Here is a 20,872-nt window from a genome sequence, read left to right on the forward strand (position 1 = left end):
CCCGTGTCAGCAGCCGAGCAAGCCGGGCAGCTCGGCCATGCTGCGAAACACGTGCTGCGCCCCTGCCGCCCGCAGCGCGGCCCCATCGTCCAGCGGGGCGTAGGCAAACACGGTGGCCCCGGCAGCCACACCGGCGGTGACGCCGGTCACCGTGTCTTCGACCACCGCGCAGCGCGTGGGCACGGCCTGCAGCGCTGCAGCGGCGGCAAGGTACACATCGGGTGCGGGCTTGGTGGCGGGCATTTCGTGGCCGCTGAAAATGCGGCCTTCAAAGTAAGGCGCCAGGCCCACCTTGGCCAGCTGCATCTCGACCTTGAAACGGTCGGCCCCCGAGGCACAGGCAATGCGCCCGCCGTGGTGGGCGTGTACACGCTCGACAGCGCCATGGATGTGCTCGATGGCGCTGAGCTGCGCCTCCAGCGCGGCGTTGCGGCGCGCGTAGAAGGCCGACATCCATTCGTCGGTCAGAGGACGGCCCGTGTGGTGCTCAATGCGCGCGGCCTCGCTGCGCACCATCTTGCCGATGAACAGGCGCATGCACTCTTCCGGCGTCATCACCCACCCGGCCTCGGCCAGCATGTCGCGCAGCACGCCGTTGGTGATGGGCTCGCTGTCCACCAGCACGCCGTCGCAGTCAAACAGGATTGCTTCAAATTTCATAGCTATCAAGGCATATTGCACTAGCGCTTGAGGTGGTTTTGGCTTGAATTTCAGCCATGGAGGTCTCCATCGACATAGAACCAGCGCCCACCCTCGCGCACAAAACGGCTGGTCTCGTGCAGGCGCACGGCGCGCCCCGCGACACGGTAGCGGGCCACAAACTCGACCACGGCGTGGTCGGCATCGGTGGCGACGTATCGGCGCACGTCCAGCCCGAGCCATTTGGCCCCCGCATCAAAGTCGAGCGTGGCCGGGCGGGTGCTGGCGTGCCAGGTGGCCTGCAGGTAGTCGGCCCGCTCGCACGCAAAGGCGGTGTAGCGCGACCGCATGAGGCTTTCGGCATCGGGGGCGGCCATGGCATCCAGCCCAGGTGCCGCCAGGTAACGGCCGCAACAGCTGGCGAATGGCAAGGGGGCTGTGCTTTTGCCCTTGCTGCCACCCGGGCCAGTAGGCGCCAGGCGCCCGCAGGGGCAGGGGTCGTTAGGCTGTGGCAAAGGCATCGTGACGTCTCTCAGCGCAAGGCACCAAACACCTTGCGGGCGATGGCGCTGCCGGCGGCGGCCGGGTCCTGGCGGATCTTGCGCTCTTCCTCTCCGATCATGTAGTACAGGCCGTCCAGCGTCTTGCCGGTGACGTACTGCGCCAGGTTGGCGTCTTCGGCCTTCAGCAGGCCAAAACTCGCGGCCTTGCCCGCGAACGCGTTGTATTTCTGCGTGAGGCCGACTTTCTCGGTGGCCTGGTTCACCACGGGCAGAAAGCGCTGGCCCAGTGGCGTGCGCGTCTTCTCGGCAAAAAAGGCGGTCACCGAGTTGTCGCCGCCGGTGAGGATGTTCCTGGCATCGGTCACCGTCATGTTCTGCACCGCGCCCACCAGCAGGTCCTTGCCCATGGGCACGGCCGCTTCGGCGGCGCGGTTGATGGACACGACCAGCTCATCAATGCGCTTGCCCTGGCCCAGCGACTTCATCACCTTGGCGGCGTCGTCCAGGTAGCCCGGCAGGCCTATGCGTACCTTGGGGTTGCCCAGAAACCCGTCGTTGCGGCCGAGCAGCGACACCGCCGCCTGCGCGCCCTGGGTCAGCGCGGCCTTGAGGCCGCTGGAGGCGTCGGCATTGGTGAGGTCGCCCAGCGACAGCGCCCAGGCGTGCTGCGCAGTGGCGCACAGCAGCGCCCCCATGAGGCTGGTTTGGTGGAATTGGCGGCGTTGCATGGGGCGGTACTTTCGATGGGGGCAGCAGAGGAGGCCCGCTCGGCCGCCACTGCAATGAGGGCGCACTGTGCCGGAGCCGTGCGGGGGATTGCCCGGGATTTTCGCTCAGCGAATGAGGGGCAAGCCGCAGGCCGTAGACTGGCCCCACCCAAGCATCCAACAAGGAACCTTGCAATGTGGCAAATGAGTGTGCCGTGGTGGGAGTTTGTGCTGCGCGGCGTGGTGGTGTATCTGTTCTTGCTGGTGTTCATGCGCCTGTCGGGCAAGCGGCAGACAGGGCAGTACGAGCCGTTTGACCTGATCCTGCTGCTGATCCTGTCGAACGCGGTGCAGAACTCGATGAACGCGGGCGACAACTCGCTCGTGGGCGGGCTGATCTCTGCCAGCACGCTGATGCTGCTGCATGTGGCGCTGGCGCGGCTGGCGTTCCACTTCCCGCGCATCGGGCGCTGGGTGGACGGCAAAGCCCAGGTGCTGATCCACCAGGGCGAGCTGAACCAGGCGCTGATGCGCAAGGAGCTGCTGACCCGCGACGACGTGGAGGCCGCACTGCGCGCCGGTGGCTGCCTGCACGCGCACGAAGTGGAACGCGCCACCATCGAGACCAACGGGCAGATCACCGTGGTGCTGCGCCGCCGTGGCGAAGAGGGCTGAGCCGCCCCGCGCCCACTCCAACAATCTGCGCCCCCATAGGCCCTCACAACACACGCGACCCGATATGACTGCACTGAACGTTCTGGGCACCATGCTGATGCCCTGCTCCTACGACCCACTGACCGGCTACTACCGCGATGGCTGCTGCAACACCGACGAGCACGACCACGGCACCCACGTGATCTGCGCACGCATGACACAGGCGTTTCTGGACTTCTCGCTGTCGCGGGGCAATGACCTCATCACCCCCCGGCCCGAATACCGGTTTGCAGGACTCAAGGCCAACAACCGCTGGTGCCTGTGCGCCCTGCGCTGGAAAGAAGCCTACGAGGCGGGTGTGGCACCGCCGGTGATCCTGGAATGCACCCATGCCCGCGCGCTGGAGTTTGTGACGCTGGCGCAGTTGCAGAGCGCGGCGCTGTCCAGCAGCTGACCGTTCTGACAAGCGCGGGGCGCAGCCCGGGCCGGGTGTGCCGCCCCTTGCCCCCTACCTCTGTCGGGTTGCCGGTGATTGGCTGCACGGCGAAAGATCAGGACTTTGTGTTCCTCCCTTTCGCTGCACATGCGGCCACATCTGTCACCATGACCATCACCCTTTCTGCCCCGCTGCGGCGCGCGCGTGCCGCTGCCACCCCGCCCCGTTCAACCACCCCGCTGCGCCTGTGCGCAGTCAGCGCTGCCGTGGCCGCTGCTGCACTACTGAGCGGCTGCGAGACCACCAACATGCGCATGGGCAGCGCCGATGCCAAGACCGTGGCCACCGGCAGCGCTGCGGGCGGAGCCTCTACCGGCGCCAGCGACTCGCTGGAGCGTTGCGAAAGCCCGCTGGGCACCGTCTCGCTGATCGAAAACCAGCAGGCTGGCTGGTACACCATCCTGCGTGACCAATACCGCCTGCCGCCCACGGCCAACCTGCTGCGTCTGCTGGTGCAGCAGTCCAACTGCTTTGTGGTGGTGGAGCGCGGCGCCGCCGGCATGAACGCGATGACGCGCGAGCGCGCGCTGATGCAGTCGGGCGAAATGCGGCAGGGCAGCCAGTTTGGCCAGGGGCAGATGGTGGCCTCGGACTATGGCCTGTCGCCCGAAATCGTGTTCCAGAACAACAACGCAGGCGGTGCCTCCGCATCGCTGGGCGGCCTGGTCGGTGGCCGTGCGGGGGGCCTGCTGGCAGCCATCGGCGGCAACATGAACACCAAGGAGGCCAGCGCGCTGCTCACGCTCATCGACAACCGATCCGGTGTGCAGGTGGCGGCGTCAGAAGGCAGTGCCGCCAAGACCGACTTTCGCGCCATGGGGCAACTGCTGGGCGGATCGGGCGGCGCGCGCATGGGCGGCTACTCCAACACGGCCGAAGGCAAGGTGATTGCGGCCGCCTTCATGGATGCGTTCAACCAGATGGTGCAGTCGCTGCGCAACTACCGCGCCCAGACGGTGAAGGGCCAGGGCCTGGGGGGTGGCGGGCGACTGAGTGTGGACGGCGCCGCACCGCCCTCGCAGACATCGGCCGCGCGTGCTGCCTCGCAAAGCAATGGAGCCACCGCAGGACTTTCGCTGCGCGATGCGCAGGCCCGCCTGAATGAGCTGGGCTACAACGCGGGCACACCCGATGGCGCCATGGGCGGCAAGACTACGGCAGCGCTGCGCGCCTTTCAGAAGGACAAGGGGCTGCCCCCATCCGGGCGGCTGGATGCGGCGACGGCGGCTGAACTCGCCCGCTGAAGCCTGAGGGATGCCCCGGGGACACCGGGGCGGGTGGCCCTGCAGCAATGGGCGCGCTCCAACACAAACCGGATCACATCCGATCAAAGAAAAGCCCCCGCAGCAACTTCGCTGCGGGGGCTTTGGGTTGGTCGGGGGGCTGTACAGCCCCCAGCACTCAGTTTTGCGTGTAGCAGGTCTTGGCGGGCAAGACGGTGTCCACGTAGCTCTCCACGCTGGCCGCCGTCGGGAACGCGGTGGGTATCTGATCGCCAAAGATGCACAGGCGGGGCCCCTTGCGTGCCCAGACGGCGCGCGATGTCAGGCCCGACGGCTGGGTCCACAGCCCCCAGAAAGCGGTCAGCGTGGCCGTGCTGCCGTTGCGGTCGAACGCCACATTGCCCACATCGGTCAGCGGACCGGCAACGGTGCCCGTGCCGGAACAGTTGGCGTCGGCATAGGTCACCACGCCAATCTGCCCCACCACGCGGGTGTCGCTCTGGCGGGTGATGCGCCACAGCGAGCGTCCCCAGGTTCCTGGCCGCACCACCACGCACAGCTCCTGCTTCCAGTCGCCCTCCGGCAGCCCCAGCGCCGCCGTCGCGCAGCTCACGTCCACCGAACTCACATTGGCCGATCCTACCGTGCCCGTTCCGTTGCGCACCGTGCAGCTCTGGCCCGAAGGCTGCGTGCGCACCGTGATGGCGTAGGCCGTGCCACCCGCCAACGCCGTGCCACCCGCCAACGCCGTGCCGAACGTGAAGCCGCCGTTGCTGGACACCGACAGATCGTCGCGCCCGTTGTTCTGCAGCACCACAGCGCCACCCGCCAGGCCGCTGACCGAGCCACCCACCGTGTAGGTGGCAGCCGCCAGGTTTTCGCAGCGCACCTGCACGTTGCTCACGTTGGCAGTGGCTGTGCCGGTGCCTTCCGTCACCGTGCAGCGCTGCCCGCTGGGCTGGGTCTTCACGGTGACGGCATAGGCAATGCCGTTGTCCAGACGCGTGACGAACACGAAGTTGCCATTGGCATTCACGGTCAGGTCGTCCTTGCCGGCGTTCTGCAGCGTCACCGTTTTGCCAGCCCCAAGGCCGCTGACCGCGCCGCCGATACTGAATGCGCCAGCGCTGGGCGGAGGCGTGCCGTTGTCGTCATCACCACCGCCGCAGCCCACCAGCAAGGCGGCAGCCAAGCCCAGGGGGGCCCAGCGGAAGATAGGTCGTGCAGAGTGCCAGGTGCGCCCGGCACCCGTTGCGCTGGCTTGTCGTGTCATGAACAGAAACCTCGTGATGGTGAATGGAGCGCGGATTCTGCGCAGCACCCCATCCCGGGCGAAACCCTACGCTGGTAGGGTTTGCGCGCCGCCCATCCTGCTGAACACTTGGCAGAATTTGCCCGCAGGCATACCTTCTGGCACCGGCATCCCGCCGGGTTGCGCCCCCTCCACCACCGCATGTCCTCCACCTCTCACTACGCGATCATCCTTGACGACCATCCGTTGGTGGCACACGGCATGGCCGAATTCCTGCGCGCCCGACTGCCGCAGATGGACGTGGTGGTGGCCGCAGGGGCAAACGACCTTCTGCGCTGGGTGGACACGCGGGGCACACCGGCCATCGCGCTCATCGACTTCTGGCTGGCAGAAGGCGCTGCCGTGGGCCTGATCGCCCAGGTGCGCAGCCACTGCCCCGGAATGCCCATCGCGGTGATCAGTGGCGACGATGACCCCGCCGTGATGGACCAGGCCCGGCAGGCAGGCGCGCAGGGCTTCATCCACAAGCAAGCAGCGCCTGAAACCTTCGGGCTGGCGGTGGAGGCCTTGCTGAGCGGGCTGGTCTGGTTTGAGCCGGGCCATCCGGGCAGCCAGCCGCTGCGCAGCCGCGACCTGCCGGTGACACCGGCCGAGCTGGGCCTGTCTGCGCGGCAGGGCCAGATCCTTGCGCTGGTGCTGCAGGGACTGCCCAACAAGCGTATCGCATCGCAGCTGGATATTGCAGAGAGCACCGTGAAGGAGCACGTGACGGGTATCCTGGAGCGGCTGCGGGTGCGCACACGGGTCGAGGCCATCACCCTGCTGCGCGGGCGGCGGCTGGAGCTGCCCTGATGCGCCTCGTCCGGGTTGTGGTGCTGGTCGTGGCCCTGTGCCTGCAGACGGCATTGCCCGCAAGGGCGCAGGCACTGAACCCGGACCTGGCCGAGCTGGACCGGCTGCAAAACCTGTCGCAACGCAACAGCGCCGAAGCCGTGCAGGCGCTGCAGGCCGCCGCGGCACGTTTTGCCAACGCGGCCGATGCCGCGACCCGGCGCACTTACTTGGCGGCGCTGACAGACGCGGCCTTCGAGACCGGGCAGACAACGGTGGTGACCGAGGGCATTGCGCAGCTGAAGGCGCTCGCCGCTGCGCAGAAAGATCCGTCGTCGCAGGTGCTGGCTGTCTGCTTCGAGGCCCGGCAACTGGCCGTGGCGGGAAAAACACGCGCCGGACTGGACGCACTGGCGCGCGAAGCGGCCGCCGCCGAGCGCGCACCCGACCCCTGGGTGCGCTGGCTCTACCACCTGACGCTGGGCGCCCTGCACAGCGGCAACGGCCAGTTCGAAACAGCGATGACCCACCTGCTGCGCAGCCTGGAACTCTCGCGCACGCTGCCACGCCAGGCGGCCACGTCTGAGCTGCGGTCGCGCACCCACCTGGAGCTGCTGCACTTCGACATGAAGAACCCGGACCGGGCGTTGCAAACCATCCGCGAGACGCTGCCCCTGGCCGAACAGCTGGACGCCCGGCAGGCGCTGGGCTGGCTGCACCTGCACCGTGGGAATGTGGAAAACGTGCAGGGCAACCTCGACACCGCCGTGGCCGCCTACCGGCAGTCCCTGCAGATCGCCCGCGCTGGAGGGCTCACCGGGCTCCAGGCCACGGCGCTGAACAACCTGGGCGACGTCCTGCTGCAGCGCAAGGCGTATGCCGCGGCCGAGCCCGTGATGCGCGAGGCCCTGGCCGCGTACCGCGATGCACACGAGCTGAACGGGGCCGCAATGGCGCAGGCCAATCTGGGCTTTGCACTTATGGGCCAGGGCCGCATTGCGGCTGGTGTGCACGAGGTGGAGGCAGGCATCCGGTTTGTGCATGAAGCGGGCTCCCTGCCCATGGAAGAGCAGTTGCTGGGCGAGCTGTCGCGCATGTACGAGCAAGCCGGCCTGTACCGCGAGGCCATGGCCACCACCCGCAAGCAGCAGGCGCTGGCCAAGGAGCTGTTCCATGCCGAGCGCGACCAGGCCGTAACGACCTTGCAGGAGCGCTTTGACAGCGCTGAACGGCAGCGCCAGATCGAGCAGCTGGCGCAGGCCAACCGGGTGCAGGATGCCGAGTTGCGCGTGCGCCGCATGCAGCAGATCGGACTGGCGGCTGCGGTGGCACTGGCACTGCTTGCAGCGGGCGCCAGCTTCTGGCTGTACCGCCGTACGCGCACTGCCAATGAGGCCCTGGCCGCAGCCCGGCGCCAGGCGGAAGGCGCCCTGACCGAAAAAAACCTGTTCCTCGCCACCGCCAGCCACGACCTGCGCCAACCCGTGCACGCCATGTCCTTGATGGTGGAGGCGATCAACCTGCGCAATACCGACCCGGTCCTGCGCCCGCTGGTGGCCGACCTGCGCACCAGCATGCAGGCCATGAGCCAGCTGTTCAATGCGCTGCTGGACCTGTCGCGCCTGGAGTCGGGGCAGCCGCTGGGCCGCAAAGCCGCCGTGGACCTTGGCGCCCTGCTGGCGGACGTTGTGCGCCTCTTCCGCGAGCAGGCCAGCCTCGGCGGCCTGACCCTGCGGCTGCGGCTGCCGCGCCGTGGCGCCACTGTGTGGGCCGAGCCGGTGCTGCTGCGCCAGGCGCTGGCGAACCTAGTGCAGAACGCCATCCGCTACACACCGCAGGGCAAGGTGCTGGTGAGCGCACACGCACGCGGCGGTGACTGGCTGGTGGAGGTGCGGGACACGGGCATTGGCATTGCCCCCGCCGATCAGGCCCGGGTGTTCAGCCCCTACTACCGGGGAGCGCGGGCCGACCAGATGGACGAAGCGGGGCACGGCCTGGGCTTGGCTGTGGTGGCGCGGTGCGCCGAGCAGTTAGGGGCGGCGTACGGCGTACGTTCGCTGGCGGGACAGGGGTCGCGCTTCTGGCTGCGGCTGCCAGCCCATGTGGCACCCGATGCAGGCGCGACCACCGCCCCTGCGGCGGCACACCGCCAGTCCATCGTGGACCGTCCGCTGCAGGGCCAGTGCCTGGTGCTGGACGATGACCCCCAGGTGCTCAAGGCCTGGCGCGCCATGCTCGAAGCCTGGGGCGTGACGGTAGCCTATGCCACCACCGGGGCCGAAGCCCATGGCCGACTGGACGAAGGCCTGGTGCCAGATGCCATCTTCTGCGACCAGCGACTGCGCTCGGGCGAGAGCGGCTTTGACATCCTGCGCACGCTGCTGGCCCGCTGCCCTGCCGCCCGGGGTGCGATGGTCAGCGGCGAGTTCGACGCCCCCGCCTTGCGGGACGCCGAAGACGAGGGCTACCTGGTGCTGCGCAAGCCCGTGAACCCTGCAGAGCTGCACGCTGTGCTGGCGCAGTGGCTGGCCCCCAGCAACAGGCGGCAAGACCAGAGCGCGGTGCCTTTCCAATAGCGCGGTAGTACACCTACCGGGGTCTTTCGAAGCCCCAGCCGCCGCAGAACGTGCGGTTGTTGCCTGCGGCCTGCTCAGGCAAAGGCAGGTATCACGGCACCGGTCGTCTGCCAGCGGTGCACCGCCCGTCTGCCCGCTGCACGCAGCGATCACGCAGCCCCCTACCATCCGCAGCCAACGACCGGCGACATCCACACGCTGGCAAATCACACCAGGAGGGAGCCACACCATGACCGCCACCGGGACCACCCCGCCCCCACCGCCCGGCCAGCCCCGCTGGCTGTACCAGGCGCAAGACGCCCAAGGCCGCCCCACCGAGGGGTTTGTGCATGCCCAGACAGCTGAAGAAGCCATGCAGGCCATCGCAGCGCTGCAGCAACCGCCGCTGACCCAGGTGCAGCTGCACACCTCGGGTCTGTATGCCCGTGCATTGACCGAGATGGCTGACGACGTGCTGGGCCCCTTGGACGTAAAGGCGCTGCGCCAGCTGGCGCGCGACCAGATCGAAGCGCAGCAGAACCCCGGCCTGTGGACCACGCTGCGCCAGCTGCTGCGCAACAACCGCACCTGGCTGCTGGTGGGCGCGGCCCTGGTGGCACTGGCCGTATGGCGCCAGTGGAGCCCGTGGGTGCAGGCCATTCTGGTGGCGGCCACGCTGGCGCCCCTGGCCGTGTTTGCCTACATGCACCAGTTTCAGCGCATGTACCAGCAGATGCTGCACGCGCACGCCACGGGCGACCTGCCCCGCCTGGACGTCCTGGCGCAGCGGCTGGCACGCGCCGCCGAACGGCACGCCTTTTTGCGACAGCCCGCCTGGGATGCCGCCGTGCGCATGGCCTGGTTCGAGGCGCGCGCCGAAGGGGTGGACGCCGCCCTCCTGCGCCTGCGCATCCACCCCATGCGCCCGGCAGATGAGGGCGAATTTCTGGCACGCATCTACACCCTGCCCCTGGCCACGGGCGACCATGCAGGCTTCACGGCCCGCCTGCGCGAACTGATGGCCGAACGGCCAGGAGAACCCACATTGCAGATGGACCTGGCCCTGGGGGAGGCCCGCGCGGGCCACACCGACGAAGCGCAGCGCCTGCTGGACACGCTGCAGCCCGCCCTGCTGCCACCCCACGGGCAAGCGTTCATTGACTGGGTGCGGGGCATGATCGCGCTGCGCGACCCGGCCCGGGCGGGCGAGGCCGCCGGCCACCTGGGCAAGGCGTGTGAGCAGTTTCTGGGGCTGGTGCGCAAGGCCCCGGGCGCCTGGCCCTCACTGGCCGTATGCACCTGCGACTACGCACTGGCCCTGGCCTGGAGCGGGCGTGCCGAAATGGGGCGCACCGTGTTCGCCAGCGTGCAGCCGGTGGCCCGGCACCACGCCGAGCCCGAGCGGCTGGCGCTGCTGGAGCGCGAGTTGCGCCTCAGGGGCTGAGCTTTTTTTGAGCTGCGCCCGAAGGCTGGCAAAAGGCGGGCCGAGAAACCTGACTCGCAGGCTCAGGCCAGCGCGCGCTGGATGATGATCTTCTGCACGTCGCTCGTGCCTTCGTAGATCTGGCACACGCGCACGTCGCGGTAGATGCGCTCCACCGGGAAGTCGTTCACCACGCCGTAGCCGCCCAGCGTCTGGATGGCGGCGCTGCACACGCGTTCTGCCATCTCGCTGGCAAACAGCTTGGCCATGGCGGCTTCCTTCAGGCAGGGCTTTCCGGCATCGCGCAGCGCGGCGGCGTGCCAGATGAGCTGGCGCGCGGCCTCGATCTGCGTGGCGCAGTCGGCCAGACGAAAGCCGACGGCCTGGTGGTTGAAGATGGCGGTGCCGAAGCTTTCGCGCTCTTTGGAATACGCCAGCGCCGCGTCGAACGCGCTGCGCGCCATGCCCACGCTTTGGGCGGCGATGCCGATGCGGCCGCCTTCGAGCGCGCCCAGGGCGATCTTGTAGCCCTCGCCCTCGGCACCGATCAGGTTCTCGGCGGGGACGCGGCAGTTGTCGAAGTTGATCTGCGCCGTGTCGCTGCTGTGCTGGCCCAGCTTGTCTTCCAGCCGCGCCACCACGTAGCCAGGGTTGCTGGTGGGCACGAGGAAGGCGCTCATGCCCTTCTTGCCCGCGCCCTTGTCGGTGACGGCGATGACGATGGCCACATGACCGTTCTTGCCGCTGGTGATGAACTGCTTGACCCCGTTGATCACGTATTCATCGCCCTGCTTCACCGCCGTGGTGCGCAGGGCGGAGGCGTCGGAGCCCACATGTGGCTCGGTCAGGCAAAACGCGCCCAGCATTTCGCCACGCGCCAGCGGCGTGAGCCAGTCGCGCTTTTGCTGCGCGTTGCCGTAGCGCATGAGGATGGCATTGACCGGGCAATTGGTCACGCTGATGGCGGTGCTGGTGCCGCCATCACCGGCGGCGATCTCTTCGAGCACCAGCGCGAGCGTGAGGTAGTCGAGGTGGGCGCCGCCAAACTCTTCTGGCACGCAGATGCCATACGCGCCCAGCGCGGCCAGGCCCTGGTGGGCCTCCTTGGGGAAGTGGTGTTCCTTGTCCCAGCGTGCGGCATTCGGCCACAGCTCGGTTTGCGCAAAGTCGCGCACCGCGTCGCGGATCATTTCCTGGTCTTGGGTCAGCAGCATGGGAGTGTCTCCAGAGTCGTTGTTCAAAAATTCGGGGGCTTAGTAGCTTGCGCACTACCAGTGGGCAGCGCGGCGGCCGTCGTAGTGCAGCAGGCGGCCCTTGTCGGCAGCGGTCACGCTGGCCAGCGTGCTGCGCAGGCCGCGCACACTGTCTTCCACCGTCAGCGGCGCACCGCCGCCGCCCATGTCGGTTTGCACCCAGCCGGGGTCGATGGTGACCAGCGTCGCGCCGGGGTAGTCGTGCTGCGCGGCGGCCACGGCCATGTTGAGCGCGGCCTTGCTGGTGCGGTACAGCCACGAGCCGCTGTTCGGCACGCTGCCGATCTGCGACATGGACGAGGACAGAAACGCAAACACGCCGCCCGCCTCCACCACCAGGGGCGCCACCTGCGGAATGGCCTGCATGGCGCCCAGCACGTTGGTGTGCATGACGGCATCAAAGTCTTGCTGCGTGGGTGGGGTGAGCGCGTTGGGGCGGCGGATGACACCGGCCACATACAGCGCCAGGTCCAGCTTTTCGCCGTCAAGCTGCCAGGCCAGGCCGCTCACGCTGGCGGGGTTGGCCACATCCACGGTGAGCGCCTCGGCGCCCAGCGCCAGCACGCGCTCGCGGCCAGCGTCGTCGCGCACGGTGGCGATCACGCGGCGCCCGGCATCGGTGTACTGGCGCACCAGCTCCAGGCCGATGCCCCGGGACGCGCCCATCACGAGTATGGAGTTCATTTTCAAGCCCAATATGCCGCAAGCGCTAGTGAATCATGCGTCAACAGCTATCAATTCAGGAGTAAACAAAACAGCGACACCCACTCAGGCAGACAGGTAGCCGGCGTACTCGAAATAGCCCGACCACGCGGGGTCGTACGCCACCTTCAGCTCCAGCGATGCCGCCTCGTCGCGCAGCAGCAGGGGCGCCAGCGTCTGCTTGGCCAGCTGTTCGTCGCTCACGTAGTACAACGCCTGCCGGCGGCCCGCGCGCATCAGCGTCAGCACCAGAATGCCCAGCTGCGGCACTTGGAGCAGCGTGGCGGCTTGCTCGTGCAGGTCTTGCACGGCGGTCAGTGTGTCGCTGTCGGGCACCGCCAGGTCCACGGTGAGGGCATAGGCCAGGTCGGCCCGCATGGCCACAGCGTTGGCACTGGTGTTGACCATGACCACGCCGGTCTCGGGCGCGTCTTCACTGTCGATGTCGTCAGCGGGCAGTTCGTTGCCGTCCTCGTCGATGGGGCAATCAAACTGCAGTTCCAGCCCGTCCCACTCGGCATCGCCCGTGGGAAAGTGGCCGGTGTGGCCCAGGGTGTCGGTCCAGTAGCGGTCGAACACCGGGGGCAGCTGGCTCAGCGACACCCAAGGTGTATGGGTGTCGCCGGGCTCGCCCACAAAGTCCACCGCGCCCACCTTCACGGCAAAGTCGTACTCGCCCAGCACATGGTCGAGCATGATGAATGCCATGTTGCGCGCATGGTCCTGGTAGTCGCTGGGGATCTCGCGGCGAAAGCGGATCTCCAGCGCCGCCTGCCCGCCGTCCTGCTCCAGCGCCACCAGCACTTCGGACGTGGCCAGCTCAAAGCCTTCCATGCCGATGGGAAAGTCCGGCTGCGTGGTGCGCTCGCGAAACGCGCGCACTCGGTAGTGCGGCAGCGCGGGTGCGGCCGCCACCACCTGCGCCAGCAACGGAAACCGCTCGATGCTGCCGTGGGCCGTGACGATGAGGTCCACCACGGCATCGGCATCGTCGCCGGACATCTCCAGCGCCAGGCCTTCCAGGTGCTGATCGATCAGCGCATTGGCCGCCCCCACGCGCTCGCGCAGCGGCTGGGCCTGGAGCGATGCCTGGGCATCCGAAAACGCGCGCCAGAAGGCGCCGATGGCGGGAGAGGGAGTGGTCATCGCGGTCCTTGTACAAAGTCGGGGATCATCCCATCTCCAGCCAGCGGCCTCAGACGAGTTCCAGCGCCACGGCCGTGGCCTCGCCACCGCCGATGCACAGCGTGGCCAGGCCCTTGGTCAGGCCGCGCGCCTTGAGGGCATGGATCAGCGTGACCATGATGCGCGCGCCGCTAGCGCCAATGGGGTGGCCCAGCGCGCAGGCGCCGCCGTTCACGTTGACCTTGTCGTGGGGCAGGTCCAATTCCTTCATCAACGCCATGGGCACCACGGCGAAGGCTTCGTTGATCTCCCACAGCTGCACGTCGCCCACTTGCCAGCCGGCCTTGGCGAGTGCCTTTTGTGTGGCGCCCAGGGGGGCGGTGGCAAACCACTCGGGCTCTTGTGCGTGCGTGGCGTGGCTCACGATGCGGGCCAGGGGCTTGGCACCCAGCTTCTTGGCTGTGGACTCGCGCATCATCACCAGCGCGGCCGCGCCGTCGTTGATGCTGGAGCTGGACGCAGCGGTGATGGTGCCGTCCTTCTTGAACGCGGGCTTCAAGGTGGCGATCTTCTCGAGCTTGACCTTGCCCGGGCCTTCGTCCACCGACACCACGGTCTCGCCCGCACGGGTCTTGACGGTGACGGGCACGATCTCGGCCACGAACGCACCGGACTCGGTGGCCGCCTTGGCGCGCTGCACGCTGGCGGTGGCAAACGCGTCCTGCTGCTCACGCGTAAAGCTGTACTTGGCCGCGCAGTCTTCGCCAAAGGTGCCCATGCTGCGGCCCGCTTCATACGCGTCCTCCAGGCCGTCGAGCATCATGTGGTCGAAGATGCGGTCATGGCCCAGGCGGTAGCCGCCGCGGCCCTTTTGCAGCAGGTAGGGGGCGTTGGTCATGCTTTCCATGCCACCCGCCACCATGACGTCGTGCGTGCCGGCCAGCAGCATGTCGTGCGCCATCATCGCGGCCTTCATGCCGGAGCCGCACATCTTGCTGAGCGTGACGGCGCCCGCGCCCTTGGGCAGGCCGCCTTTGAACGCCGCTTGGCGCGCGGGTGCCTGGCCCTGGCCGGCCATCAGGCAGTTGCCAAACAGCACTTCGCCCACGGCGTCGGGCGAGACACCGGCACGCTCGATGGCGGCCTTGATGGCGGCGCCACCCAGGTCGTGCGCGGCCAGGCTGGAGAAGTCGCCCTGCAACGAGCCCATGGGGGTGCGTGCAGCGCCAACGATGACGATGGGGTCTTGGATGGACATGGTGAAGGTCTCCTGGGTAAGGGTCAGAGGAAAAGTGGGGGCGAAAAACGGGGTTTTGGCGGGCGCTCAGCGGGCCGCAGCGCCTTGCGCAAAGCGCCGCTCCGTGTCGTAGGGGAAAACATCAAACATATGACCCGCCTGGATGCGCTCCTTGTGCGACTGCCAGAACGCGGCGTCGAGCAGGTCGGCGTGGTGCTGCATGAACACCTCGCGCACCGCGTCGTTGCCCAGCAGGAAGGGGCCAAAGGTTTCGGGGAACACATCGCGCGGGCCCACGCTGTACCAGACCTCGCCGCTCATCTCTTCTTCCTCGTTGCGCGGCGTGGGCACGCGGCGGAAGTTGCAGTCGGTGAGGTATTCGATCTCGTCGTAGTCGTAGAACACAACCTTGCCGTTGCGCGTGACGCCAAAGTTCTTCCAGAGCATGTCGCCGGGGAAGATGTTGGCGGCCACGAGGTCCTTGATGGCGTTGCCATATTCGATGACGCTGTGCTCCATCTGCTGGCGCGCACGCGGGTCGGACAGGCCGGTGTCAAAGGCCTCTTGCAGGTAGATGTTGAGCGGGATCATGCGCCGCTCGATATAGAGGTGCTTGATGATCACTTCGGTCTGGCCATCGCCATCTCGATCACTGATTTCGAGCTGGCTGGGGGCGAACTTCTCGATCTCGGCAATCAGGGCATCGTCAAAGCGGTCGCGGGGGAAGGCAACCTCGCTGTACTCCAGCGTGTCGGCCATGCGGCCCACGCGGTCGTGCTGCTTGACCAGCAGGTACTTGGCCTTGATCTGTTCGCGCGTTGTTTCCTTCTGGTGCGGAAAGTAGTCCTTGATGAGCTTGAACACGAACGGGAAGCTCGGCAGGTCGAACACCAGCATCACCATGCCCTTGATGCCCGGCGCGATGCGGAACTGGTCGCTGGAATGCTTGAGGTGGTACAGGAAGTCGCGGTAGAACAGTGTCTTGCCTTGCTTGGCCAGGCCCAGGGCGTTGTAGATCTCGGCCCGCGGCTTGCGCGGCATGAGGCTGCGCAAAAACTGCACGTAGGCGCTGGGGATCTCCATGTCCACCATGAAGTAGGCGCGGGCAAAGCTGAACAGCATCTGCATGTCGTCTTCGCCGAACAGCGCGGCGTCGATGGTCAGCTTGCCGCTGTCGTCGTGCAGGATGGGCAGCGCAAACGGCACCTCGTTGAAGCCGTTGATGATCTTGCCCACCACATACGCGCCCTTGTTGCGAAAGAACAGGCTGGTGAGCACCTGGATCTGGAAGTTGGTGCGCAACCTCACCTTGTCGAGCCGGCTGCGCATGGCGCCCACCACACAAGCGGTGTCACGTGGCAGGTCGGCAAATTCGCGCTGCAGCTGGAAGTTCTCGACGATGGCCTGGAAGGTGTCGCCCAGCGTGTCGCGCGTGGGGTAGTAGGCGCGGTAGGTGGGCCGCGCGGCAGGCTCGTCGTTCTCGATGTATTCGGTGCTGACCGCAGGCCGCACAAAGATGAAGTCGTTGTGGAAATGCGTGCGGTGCAGGATCTTGGTGGTGACCGAGTTGAAGAAGGTTTCGGCCAGCTCGGGCTGGTGGTGGTTCACCAGCAGCCCGATGTAGTGCAGCTTGACCTGGTGCCACACATCCATCGGCTGCGCGCCGGCCTCGAACTCTTTTTCCAGGCGGCGCACGCATTCCTTCACCCGCAGGTCGTAGAACTCGATGCGCTCGCGCTGCGCCCGCTGCTGGCCGTGCCAGTCAGCGGTTTCAAAACGGTGTTTGGCGCGCGCGGACTCGGTGCGGAACAACCGGTAATGCCGGTTGAAGCCGTCCATCATGGCCTTGGCAATGCCGTAGGCCTGGGGCGCATCAAGGCGTTGCGGGAACATGGTGGCGGGCCTATTGGCTTCTTCGTCAGCGCAACCGTCGCTCGGCAGACACAGGGCGACGGCAGGCCTACTGCCGCCGGGTTGCGGCCACCCCGGCAATTGCCGCCTTGTACAGCGATTCGAGGCCTTCCGTGCTGTCCACCGACATGTGCAGGTTGTTGATCAGCCCGTCCTTGAGGCCATAGCACCAGCCATGCAGCGTAACCTTCTGGCCCCGGCCCCAAGCGTCCAGCATCACGGTGGTCTGTGCAATGTTCACCACCTGCTCGATGGCGTTGAGCTCGCACAGCACGTCGTGGCGCCACTCAGGCGCGGTGGCGGCGATCAGGTCGCGGTGGCGGTCACGCACGTCCTGCACATGGCGAATCCAGTTGTCGGCCAAGCCCACGCGCGTGCCCTCCAGCGCGGCCAGCACACCGCCGCAACCGTAGTGGCCCACCACCATCAGGTGCTCGATGCGCAGCTGGTCCACCGCGTACTGGATGGTAGACAGGCAGTTGAGATCGGTCGGCACCACCACGTTCGCCACATTGCGGTGAACGAAGACCTCACCAGGCTCCAGCCCGGTGATCTGGTTGGCGGGCACCCGGCTGTCGGAGCAGCCGATCCACATGTACTTGGGCTTCTGCTGCGCCAGCAGGCTGGTGAAAAAGCCGGGCCGCTCGCGCTCCATCTGGGCCGCCCAGGCGCGGTTGTGAACAAACAGGTCGTCGATGGAGGAAGGCATGGGGTCCTTGGTGTGTGAGGGTTGGTCGATCAGTTGTCGCAGGTCAGCAGGTCTCGGCAAACAGCTCGCGGCCAATCAGCATGCGGCGGATCTCGCTGGTGCCGGCACCAATCTCGTACAGCTTGGCATCGCGCCAGAGGCGGCCCAGCGGGTACTCGTTGATATAGCCATTGCCACCATAGATCTGCACGCCTTCGCCGGCCATCCAGGTGGCCTTTTCGGCGCACCACAGAATCACGCTGGCGCAGTCCTTGCGGACCTGGCGCACGTGGTCGGTGCCCAGCATGTCGAGGTTCTTGGCCACAGTGTAGGCAAACGAGCGACCCGCCTGCAGCACGGTGTACATGTCGGCCACCTTCCCCTGGATGAGCTGAAACTCGCCAATGCTCTGGCCGAACTGCTTGCGGTCGTGAATGTAAGGGATCACGTTGTCCATCACGGACTGCATGATGCCCAGCGGGCCGCCGGTCAGCACCGCGCGTTCGTAGTCCAGGCCACTCATCAATACCTTGGCACCGTTGTTCACGCCGCCGAGCACGTTTTGTGCAGGCACCTCGACGTCCTGGAACACCAGCTCGCCCGTGTGGCTGCCGCGCATGCCCAGCTTGTCGAGCTTTTGCGCAATCGAGAAGCCCTTCATGCCCTTCTCGATCAGGAAGGCCGTGACACCGCGTGCGCCCATTTCAGGCTCGGTCTTGGCATACACCACCAGGGTGTCCGCATCGGGGCCGTTGGTGATCCACATCTTGCTTCCGTTGAGCAGGTAGTAGCCGCCCTTGTCCTCGGCCTTGAGCTTCATGCTGATCACGTCGGAGCCCGCGCCGGGCTCACTCATGGCCAGCGCGCCCACGTGCTCGCCGCTAATGAGCTTGGGCAGGTACTTGGCCTTTTGTGCCTCGTTGCCGTTGCGGTTGATCTGGTTCACACACAGGTTGCTGTGGGCGCCATAGGACAAGCCCACCGAGGCACTGGCGCGGGAGATTTCTTCCATCGCCACCATGTGGGCGAGGTAGCCCATGGCGGCGCCGCCATATTGCTCTGGCACTGTGATGCCGAGTACGCCCAGATCACCCATCTTCCGCCACAGATCCATGGGGAATTGGTCGTTGCGGTCAATCTCGGCCGCTCGGGGAGCGATCTCTGCCTGCGCGAAGTCGCGCACAGCATCGCGCAGGGCATCGATATCTTCGCCCAGCTGGAAGTTGAGGCCGGGAAGGTTGGCGGGAATGCTCATGGGGTTTGTCTCCTCGTAGAAGGTAGGGAAATGGGCAGGGCTCAGCCCTGGATGCTGTCGCGTCCGGTGACCGCCATGAGAGTGCACCCCATGGTGGCGACCAGCTTTTCTTGGTTGCCGTCGATAGCGAAGGCTCGGCCTTCGCAGACGGTGATGGTGCGGCCGGGCTTCAGCACCCGTCCTTCCATGCGGAATCGCTCGCCTTTGGCAGGGGCCAGCAAGTTGATCTTGAATTCGATGGTGAGCACGGCGGCATCGGCCGCCATGAGGGTGAAACCGGCATATCCGCAGGCCGAATCCAGCGCGGTGGACACCATGCCCGCATGGAGAAAACCATGCTGCTGGGTCAGGGCGGCTGCCCAGGGGAGTTCAATGTCTACAGCACCTGGCGCCACCAATCCCAGCGACGCGCCAAGCGTCTGCATGGCCCCTTGCCGCGCAAAGCTGTCGCGCACGCGGTCAGCAAAGTCAATGCAACGCGGCTCAAAGGGGGGCGTGGACACTGCAGTCTCCTGATTTACGTTTACGTAAACGTCAATTATGGATCAATTTTGCTTTTCTACCTTGGCCAGTAGCGTGCGCGCCTCTTCTTCGTGCTCGCGCACCTCTTCCAGGTTGGCCTGCAGATCGGCCATTTGCTCTTCGAGTTGCTTGCGATGGACCACCAGCACGTCCAGAAACTTGCGGAGCTGCACGCCGGTATCGCGGGGGCTGTCATAGAGGTCGATGATCTCCTTGGCTTCCGTGAGAGACAGTCCCAGGCGCTTGGCCCGCAACGTCAGGCGCAGCCGCGTGCGGTCGCGTGCGCTGTACACCCGGTTGCGGCCGGCGGCGCCGGTGCGTTCAGGCTGCAGCAAGCCCATGTCTTCATAAAAACGGATCGCCCGGGTGGTGAGATCGAACTCTTTGGCAAGGTCGCTGATGGTGTAGGTATTGGCCATGGTGGGTGCTGCACACAGCAGTATCGGTTTCGCACAGGAGACAGCCGGGTGGCGGCAGCTCCCTACAATGCATCGAATGTATGACGTTTACGTTAACGTCAATGCTAACCCATCACACCGCCTCCATGAATCCACTTGAACACCAGATCCACTACCCGCTCGGCGACGCGCTGCCCGTTGAGGGCACCACCTTGGAGGTGGCGCCCGGAGTGCACTGGATCCGTATGGGCCTGCCCTTTGCCCTGGATCACATCAATCTGTGGCTGCTGCGCGATCGCCAGCCGGATGCTGGCGGTGTGCTGGTGGACGGGTGGACCGTGGTGGATTGCTGCATCGACAGCGCTGCGAGCCGCGCGCAGTGGGAGCAGATATTTGCGGACTGCCTGGAGGGCCTGCCCATTCTTCGCGTCATCGTGACCCACATGCACCCAGACCACATCGGGCTGGCACATTGGCTGTGCGAGCGTTGGGATGTGCGCTTGTGGATCAGTGCCACGGACTACAACGTAGCGCGTGTCGCCGTCTATGACCCGCAGGGGTTTGGCGGGGAAGCAGGGGCCGATTTTTATGCGCTGCACGGTGCACGAGAACCGTCTTTTTTAGACCATGTGCGAGGACGCGCATCGTATTTTCCGACCCTGGTCCCTGCTCTCCCACCCCGTTTTCGACGAATCATGGATGGAGACACGTTGAACATCGGGGGCCGCGCTTGGCGCTGCATCAGCGGCTACGGCCACGCGCCCGAGCACATGGCATTGTTTTGCGCTGAGCTGACCACCTTGATCAGCGGAGACATGGTGTTGCCGCGCATCTCCACCAATGTCAGTGTCCACGCCAGCGAGCCAGAGGCCAACCCGCTACAGCTGTTCTTGACTTCGCTCTTGCGGTATCTGGATCTACCACAAGACACCTTGGTGCTTCCATCGCATGGCAAGCCGTTTACAGGCCTGGGCACGCGCGTTGCGCAACTACAAAACCATCACCGCGAGCGGCTCACTGAGATTTTGCAAGCCGCGCACAGCCGCGCACTAAGCGCTGCGGATACTTTGCCAATTCTGTTTCAACGCCAGTTGGACACTCACCAGATGACTTTTGCTATGGGTGAGGCGCTGGCACATCTTCATCATCTGTGGATGAATGGGAAGCTGGAGCGCTTTCTCGACCCAGCCGGGGTTCAGAGATTTCGCGCACCGAACGGTGGATAACCGCACCCAATGCGTGGCCGACCAGCGCTTATTGAGCAGCAATCAAATAGCACACTCAGCCGCGCTGATAGATGGTAATCAATGCCGGTAAGGCGTGTGAGTCGATGCAGGAGCCAGGGTGGTACAGGTACTTTTGTGTGCCTGGAAAGCAAAAAACCCCAGTCATATCTGACTGGGGTTTTCTGGGCTGTAAGAGCCTGACGATGACCTACTTTCACACGGGAACCCGCACTATCATCGGCGCAAAGTCGTTTCACTGTCCTGTTCGGGAT

At 66.1% G+C, this 20,872-nt stretch carries 20 protein-coding genes; 7 read left to right on the forward strand and 13 right to left on the reverse strand.

What is annotated here, in order from left to right; translation table 11 throughout:
- Positions 1–6: 6 nt before the first annotated feature.
- Genes IB236_RS22495 through IB236_RS22505 form a run of 3 tightly spaced genes read right to left on the reverse strand, consistent with a single transcriptional unit; the run spans position 7 to position 1,870 of the window.
- Positions 7–660, reverse strand: coding sequence for an HAD family phosphatase (locus IB236_RS22495; RefSeq protein ID WP_192422286.1), 654 nt, complete (start codon positions 658–660; stop codon positions 7–9).
- A 50-nt stretch (positions 661–710) separates the two neighbouring features.
- On the reverse strand, positions 711–1,160 hold the full coding sequence (locus tag IB236_RS22500) for a YchJ family protein (RefSeq protein WP_192422287.1): 450 nt from the start codon (positions 1,158–1,160) through the stop codon (positions 711–713).
- A gap of 11 nt (positions 1,161–1,171) precedes the next feature.
- Positions 1,172–1,870 (reverse strand): DUF4197 domain-containing protein, encoded by a 699-nt coding sequence (locus IB236_RS22505; protein ID WP_192422288.1) that lies wholly within the window; start codon positions 1,868–1,870, stop codon positions 1,172–1,174.
- A gap of 174 nt (positions 1,871–2,044) precedes the next feature.
- Here IB236_RS22505 and IB236_RS22510 point away from each other — a divergent pair, with 174 nt between their 5' ends.
- The 3 genes from IB236_RS22510 (at position 2,045) to IB236_RS22520 (ending at position 4,243) form a co-directional block, all read left to right on the forward strand.
- On the forward strand, positions 2,045–2,524 hold the full coding sequence (locus tag IB236_RS22510) for a DUF421 domain-containing protein (RefSeq protein WP_056057813.1): 480 nt from the start codon (positions 2,045–2,047) through the stop codon (positions 2,522–2,524).
- 64 nt (positions 2,525–2,588) lie between these two features.
- Positions 2,589–2,957 (forward strand): DUF2237 family protein, encoded by a 369-nt coding sequence (locus tag IB236_RS22515; protein WP_056057809.1) that lies wholly within the window; start codon positions 2,589–2,591, stop codon positions 2,955–2,957.
- 149 nt (positions 2,958–3,106) lie between these two features.
- Positions 3,107–4,243 (forward strand): peptidoglycan-binding domain-containing protein, encoded by a 1,137-nt coding sequence (locus IB236_RS22520; protein WP_225581321.1) that lies wholly within the window; start codon positions 3,107–3,109, stop codon positions 4,241–4,243.
- 157 nt (positions 4,244–4,400) lie between these two features.
- Here the strand turns inward: IB236_RS22520 and IB236_RS22525 are convergent, their stop codons facing one another.
- On the reverse strand, positions 4,401–5,495 hold the full coding sequence (locus tag IB236_RS22525) for a hypothetical protein (protein WP_192422289.1): 1,095 nt from the start codon (positions 5,493–5,495) through the stop codon (positions 4,401–4,403).
- A gap of 180 nt (positions 5,496–5,675) precedes the next feature.
- On the opposite strand from IB236_RS22525, the gene IB236_RS22530 reads away from it, so the two are divergent.
- The 3 genes from IB236_RS22530 (at position 5,676) to IB236_RS22540 (ending at position 10,304) form a co-directional block, all read left to right on the forward strand.
- Positions 5,676–6,326: a response regulator transcription factor gene (locus IB236_RS22530; protein WP_192422290.1), complete on the forward strand. Its 651-nt coding sequence runs from the start codon at positions 5,676–5,678 to the stop codon at positions 6,324–6,326.
- Positions 6,326–8,881: an ATP-binding protein gene (locus IB236_RS22535; RefSeq protein ID WP_192422291.1), complete on the forward strand. Its 2,556-nt coding sequence runs from the start codon at positions 6,326–6,328 to the stop codon at positions 8,879–8,881. The genes IB236_RS22530 and IB236_RS22535 overlap by 1 nt, the downstream gene beginning before the upstream one ends.
- Before the next feature lie 229 nt (positions 8,882–9,110).
- Positions 9,111–10,304 carry a hypothetical protein gene (locus IB236_RS22540; RefSeq protein WP_192422292.1) on the forward strand — a complete coding sequence of 398 codons (1,194 nt, stop codon included), beginning with the start codon at positions 9,111–9,113 and terminating at the stop codon, positions 10,302–10,304.
- Positions 10,305–10,366: 62 nt separating this feature from the next.
- Here the strand turns inward: IB236_RS22540 and IB236_RS22545 are convergent, their stop codons facing one another.
- The 9 genes from IB236_RS22545 to IB236_RS22585 all read right to left on the reverse strand — a co-directional run bounded on the left by IB236_RS22545 (position 10,367) and on the right by IB236_RS22585 (position 19,395).
- The gene (locus IB236_RS22545) at positions 10,367–11,497 is read right to left on the reverse strand and encodes an acyl-CoA dehydrogenase family protein (RefSeq protein WP_192422293.1); all 1,131 of its coding nucleotides are present in this window, start codon (positions 11,495–11,497) and stop codon (positions 10,367–10,369) included.
- A gap of 54 nt (positions 11,498–11,551) precedes the next feature.
- Positions 11,552–12,220 (reverse strand): SDR family oxidoreductase, encoded by a 669-nt coding sequence (locus IB236_RS22550; RefSeq protein WP_056743746.1) that lies wholly within the window; start codon positions 12,218–12,220, stop codon positions 11,552–11,554.
- An 84-nt stretch (positions 12,221–12,304) separates the two neighbouring features.
- Positions 12,305–13,384, reverse strand: a complete 1,080-nt coding sequence (locus IB236_RS22555; RefSeq protein ID WP_192422294.1) for a DUF695 domain-containing protein — start codon at positions 13,382–13,384, stop codon at positions 12,305–12,307.
- Between the two features lie 49 nt (positions 13,385–13,433).
- Positions 13,434–14,621: an acetyl-CoA C-acyltransferase gene (locus IB236_RS22560; protein ID WP_192422295.1), complete on the reverse strand. Its 1,188-nt coding sequence runs from the start codon at positions 14,619–14,621 to the stop codon at positions 13,434–13,436.
- A gap of 66 nt (positions 14,622–14,687) precedes the next feature.
- Entirely contained in the window at positions 14,688–16,493 is a 1,806-nt protein-coding gene (aceK, locus tag IB236_RS22565) for a bifunctional isocitrate dehydrogenase kinase/phosphatase (RefSeq protein WP_192422296.1), read from the reverse strand.
- Positions 16,494–16,560: 67 nt separating this feature from the next.
- The gene (can, locus tag IB236_RS22570) at positions 16,561–17,220 is read right to left on the reverse strand and encodes a carbonate dehydratase (protein WP_056057784.1); all 660 of its coding nucleotides are present in this window, start codon (positions 17,218–17,220) and stop codon (positions 16,561–16,563) included.
- 43 nt (positions 17,221–17,263) lie between these two features.
- On the reverse strand, positions 17,264–18,454 hold the full coding sequence (locus IB236_RS22575) for an isovaleryl-CoA dehydrogenase (RefSeq protein ID WP_056057780.1): 1,191 nt from the start codon (positions 18,452–18,454) through the stop codon (positions 17,264–17,266).
- 41 nt (positions 18,455–18,495) lie between these two features.
- Positions 18,496–18,957, reverse strand: a complete 462-nt coding sequence (locus IB236_RS22580; protein ID WP_056743734.1) for a PaaI family thioesterase — start codon at positions 18,955–18,957, stop codon at positions 18,496–18,498.
- Between the two features lie 42 nt (positions 18,958–18,999).
- The gene (locus IB236_RS22585; protein WP_056057775.1) at positions 19,000–19,395 is read right to left on the reverse strand and encodes a MerR family DNA-binding transcriptional regulator; all 396 of its coding nucleotides are present in this window, start codon (positions 19,393–19,395) and stop codon (positions 19,000–19,002) included.
- 125 nt (positions 19,396–19,520) lie between these two features.
- Between IB236_RS22585 and IB236_RS22590 the strand changes: the two genes are divergently transcribed.
- On the forward strand, positions 19,521–20,600 hold the full coding sequence (locus IB236_RS22590) for an MBL fold metallo-hydrolase (protein ID WP_192422297.1): 1,080 nt from the start codon (positions 19,521–19,523) through the stop codon (positions 20,598–20,600).
- The last annotated feature ends 272 nt before the right edge of the window (positions 20,601–20,872 follow it).

It is taken from the genome of Acidovorax sp. ACV02, from assembly GCF_014851475.1.
GTDB lineage: Bacteria > Pseudomonadota > Gammaproteobacteria > Burkholderiales > Burkholderiaceae_C > Acidovorax > Acidovorax delafieldii.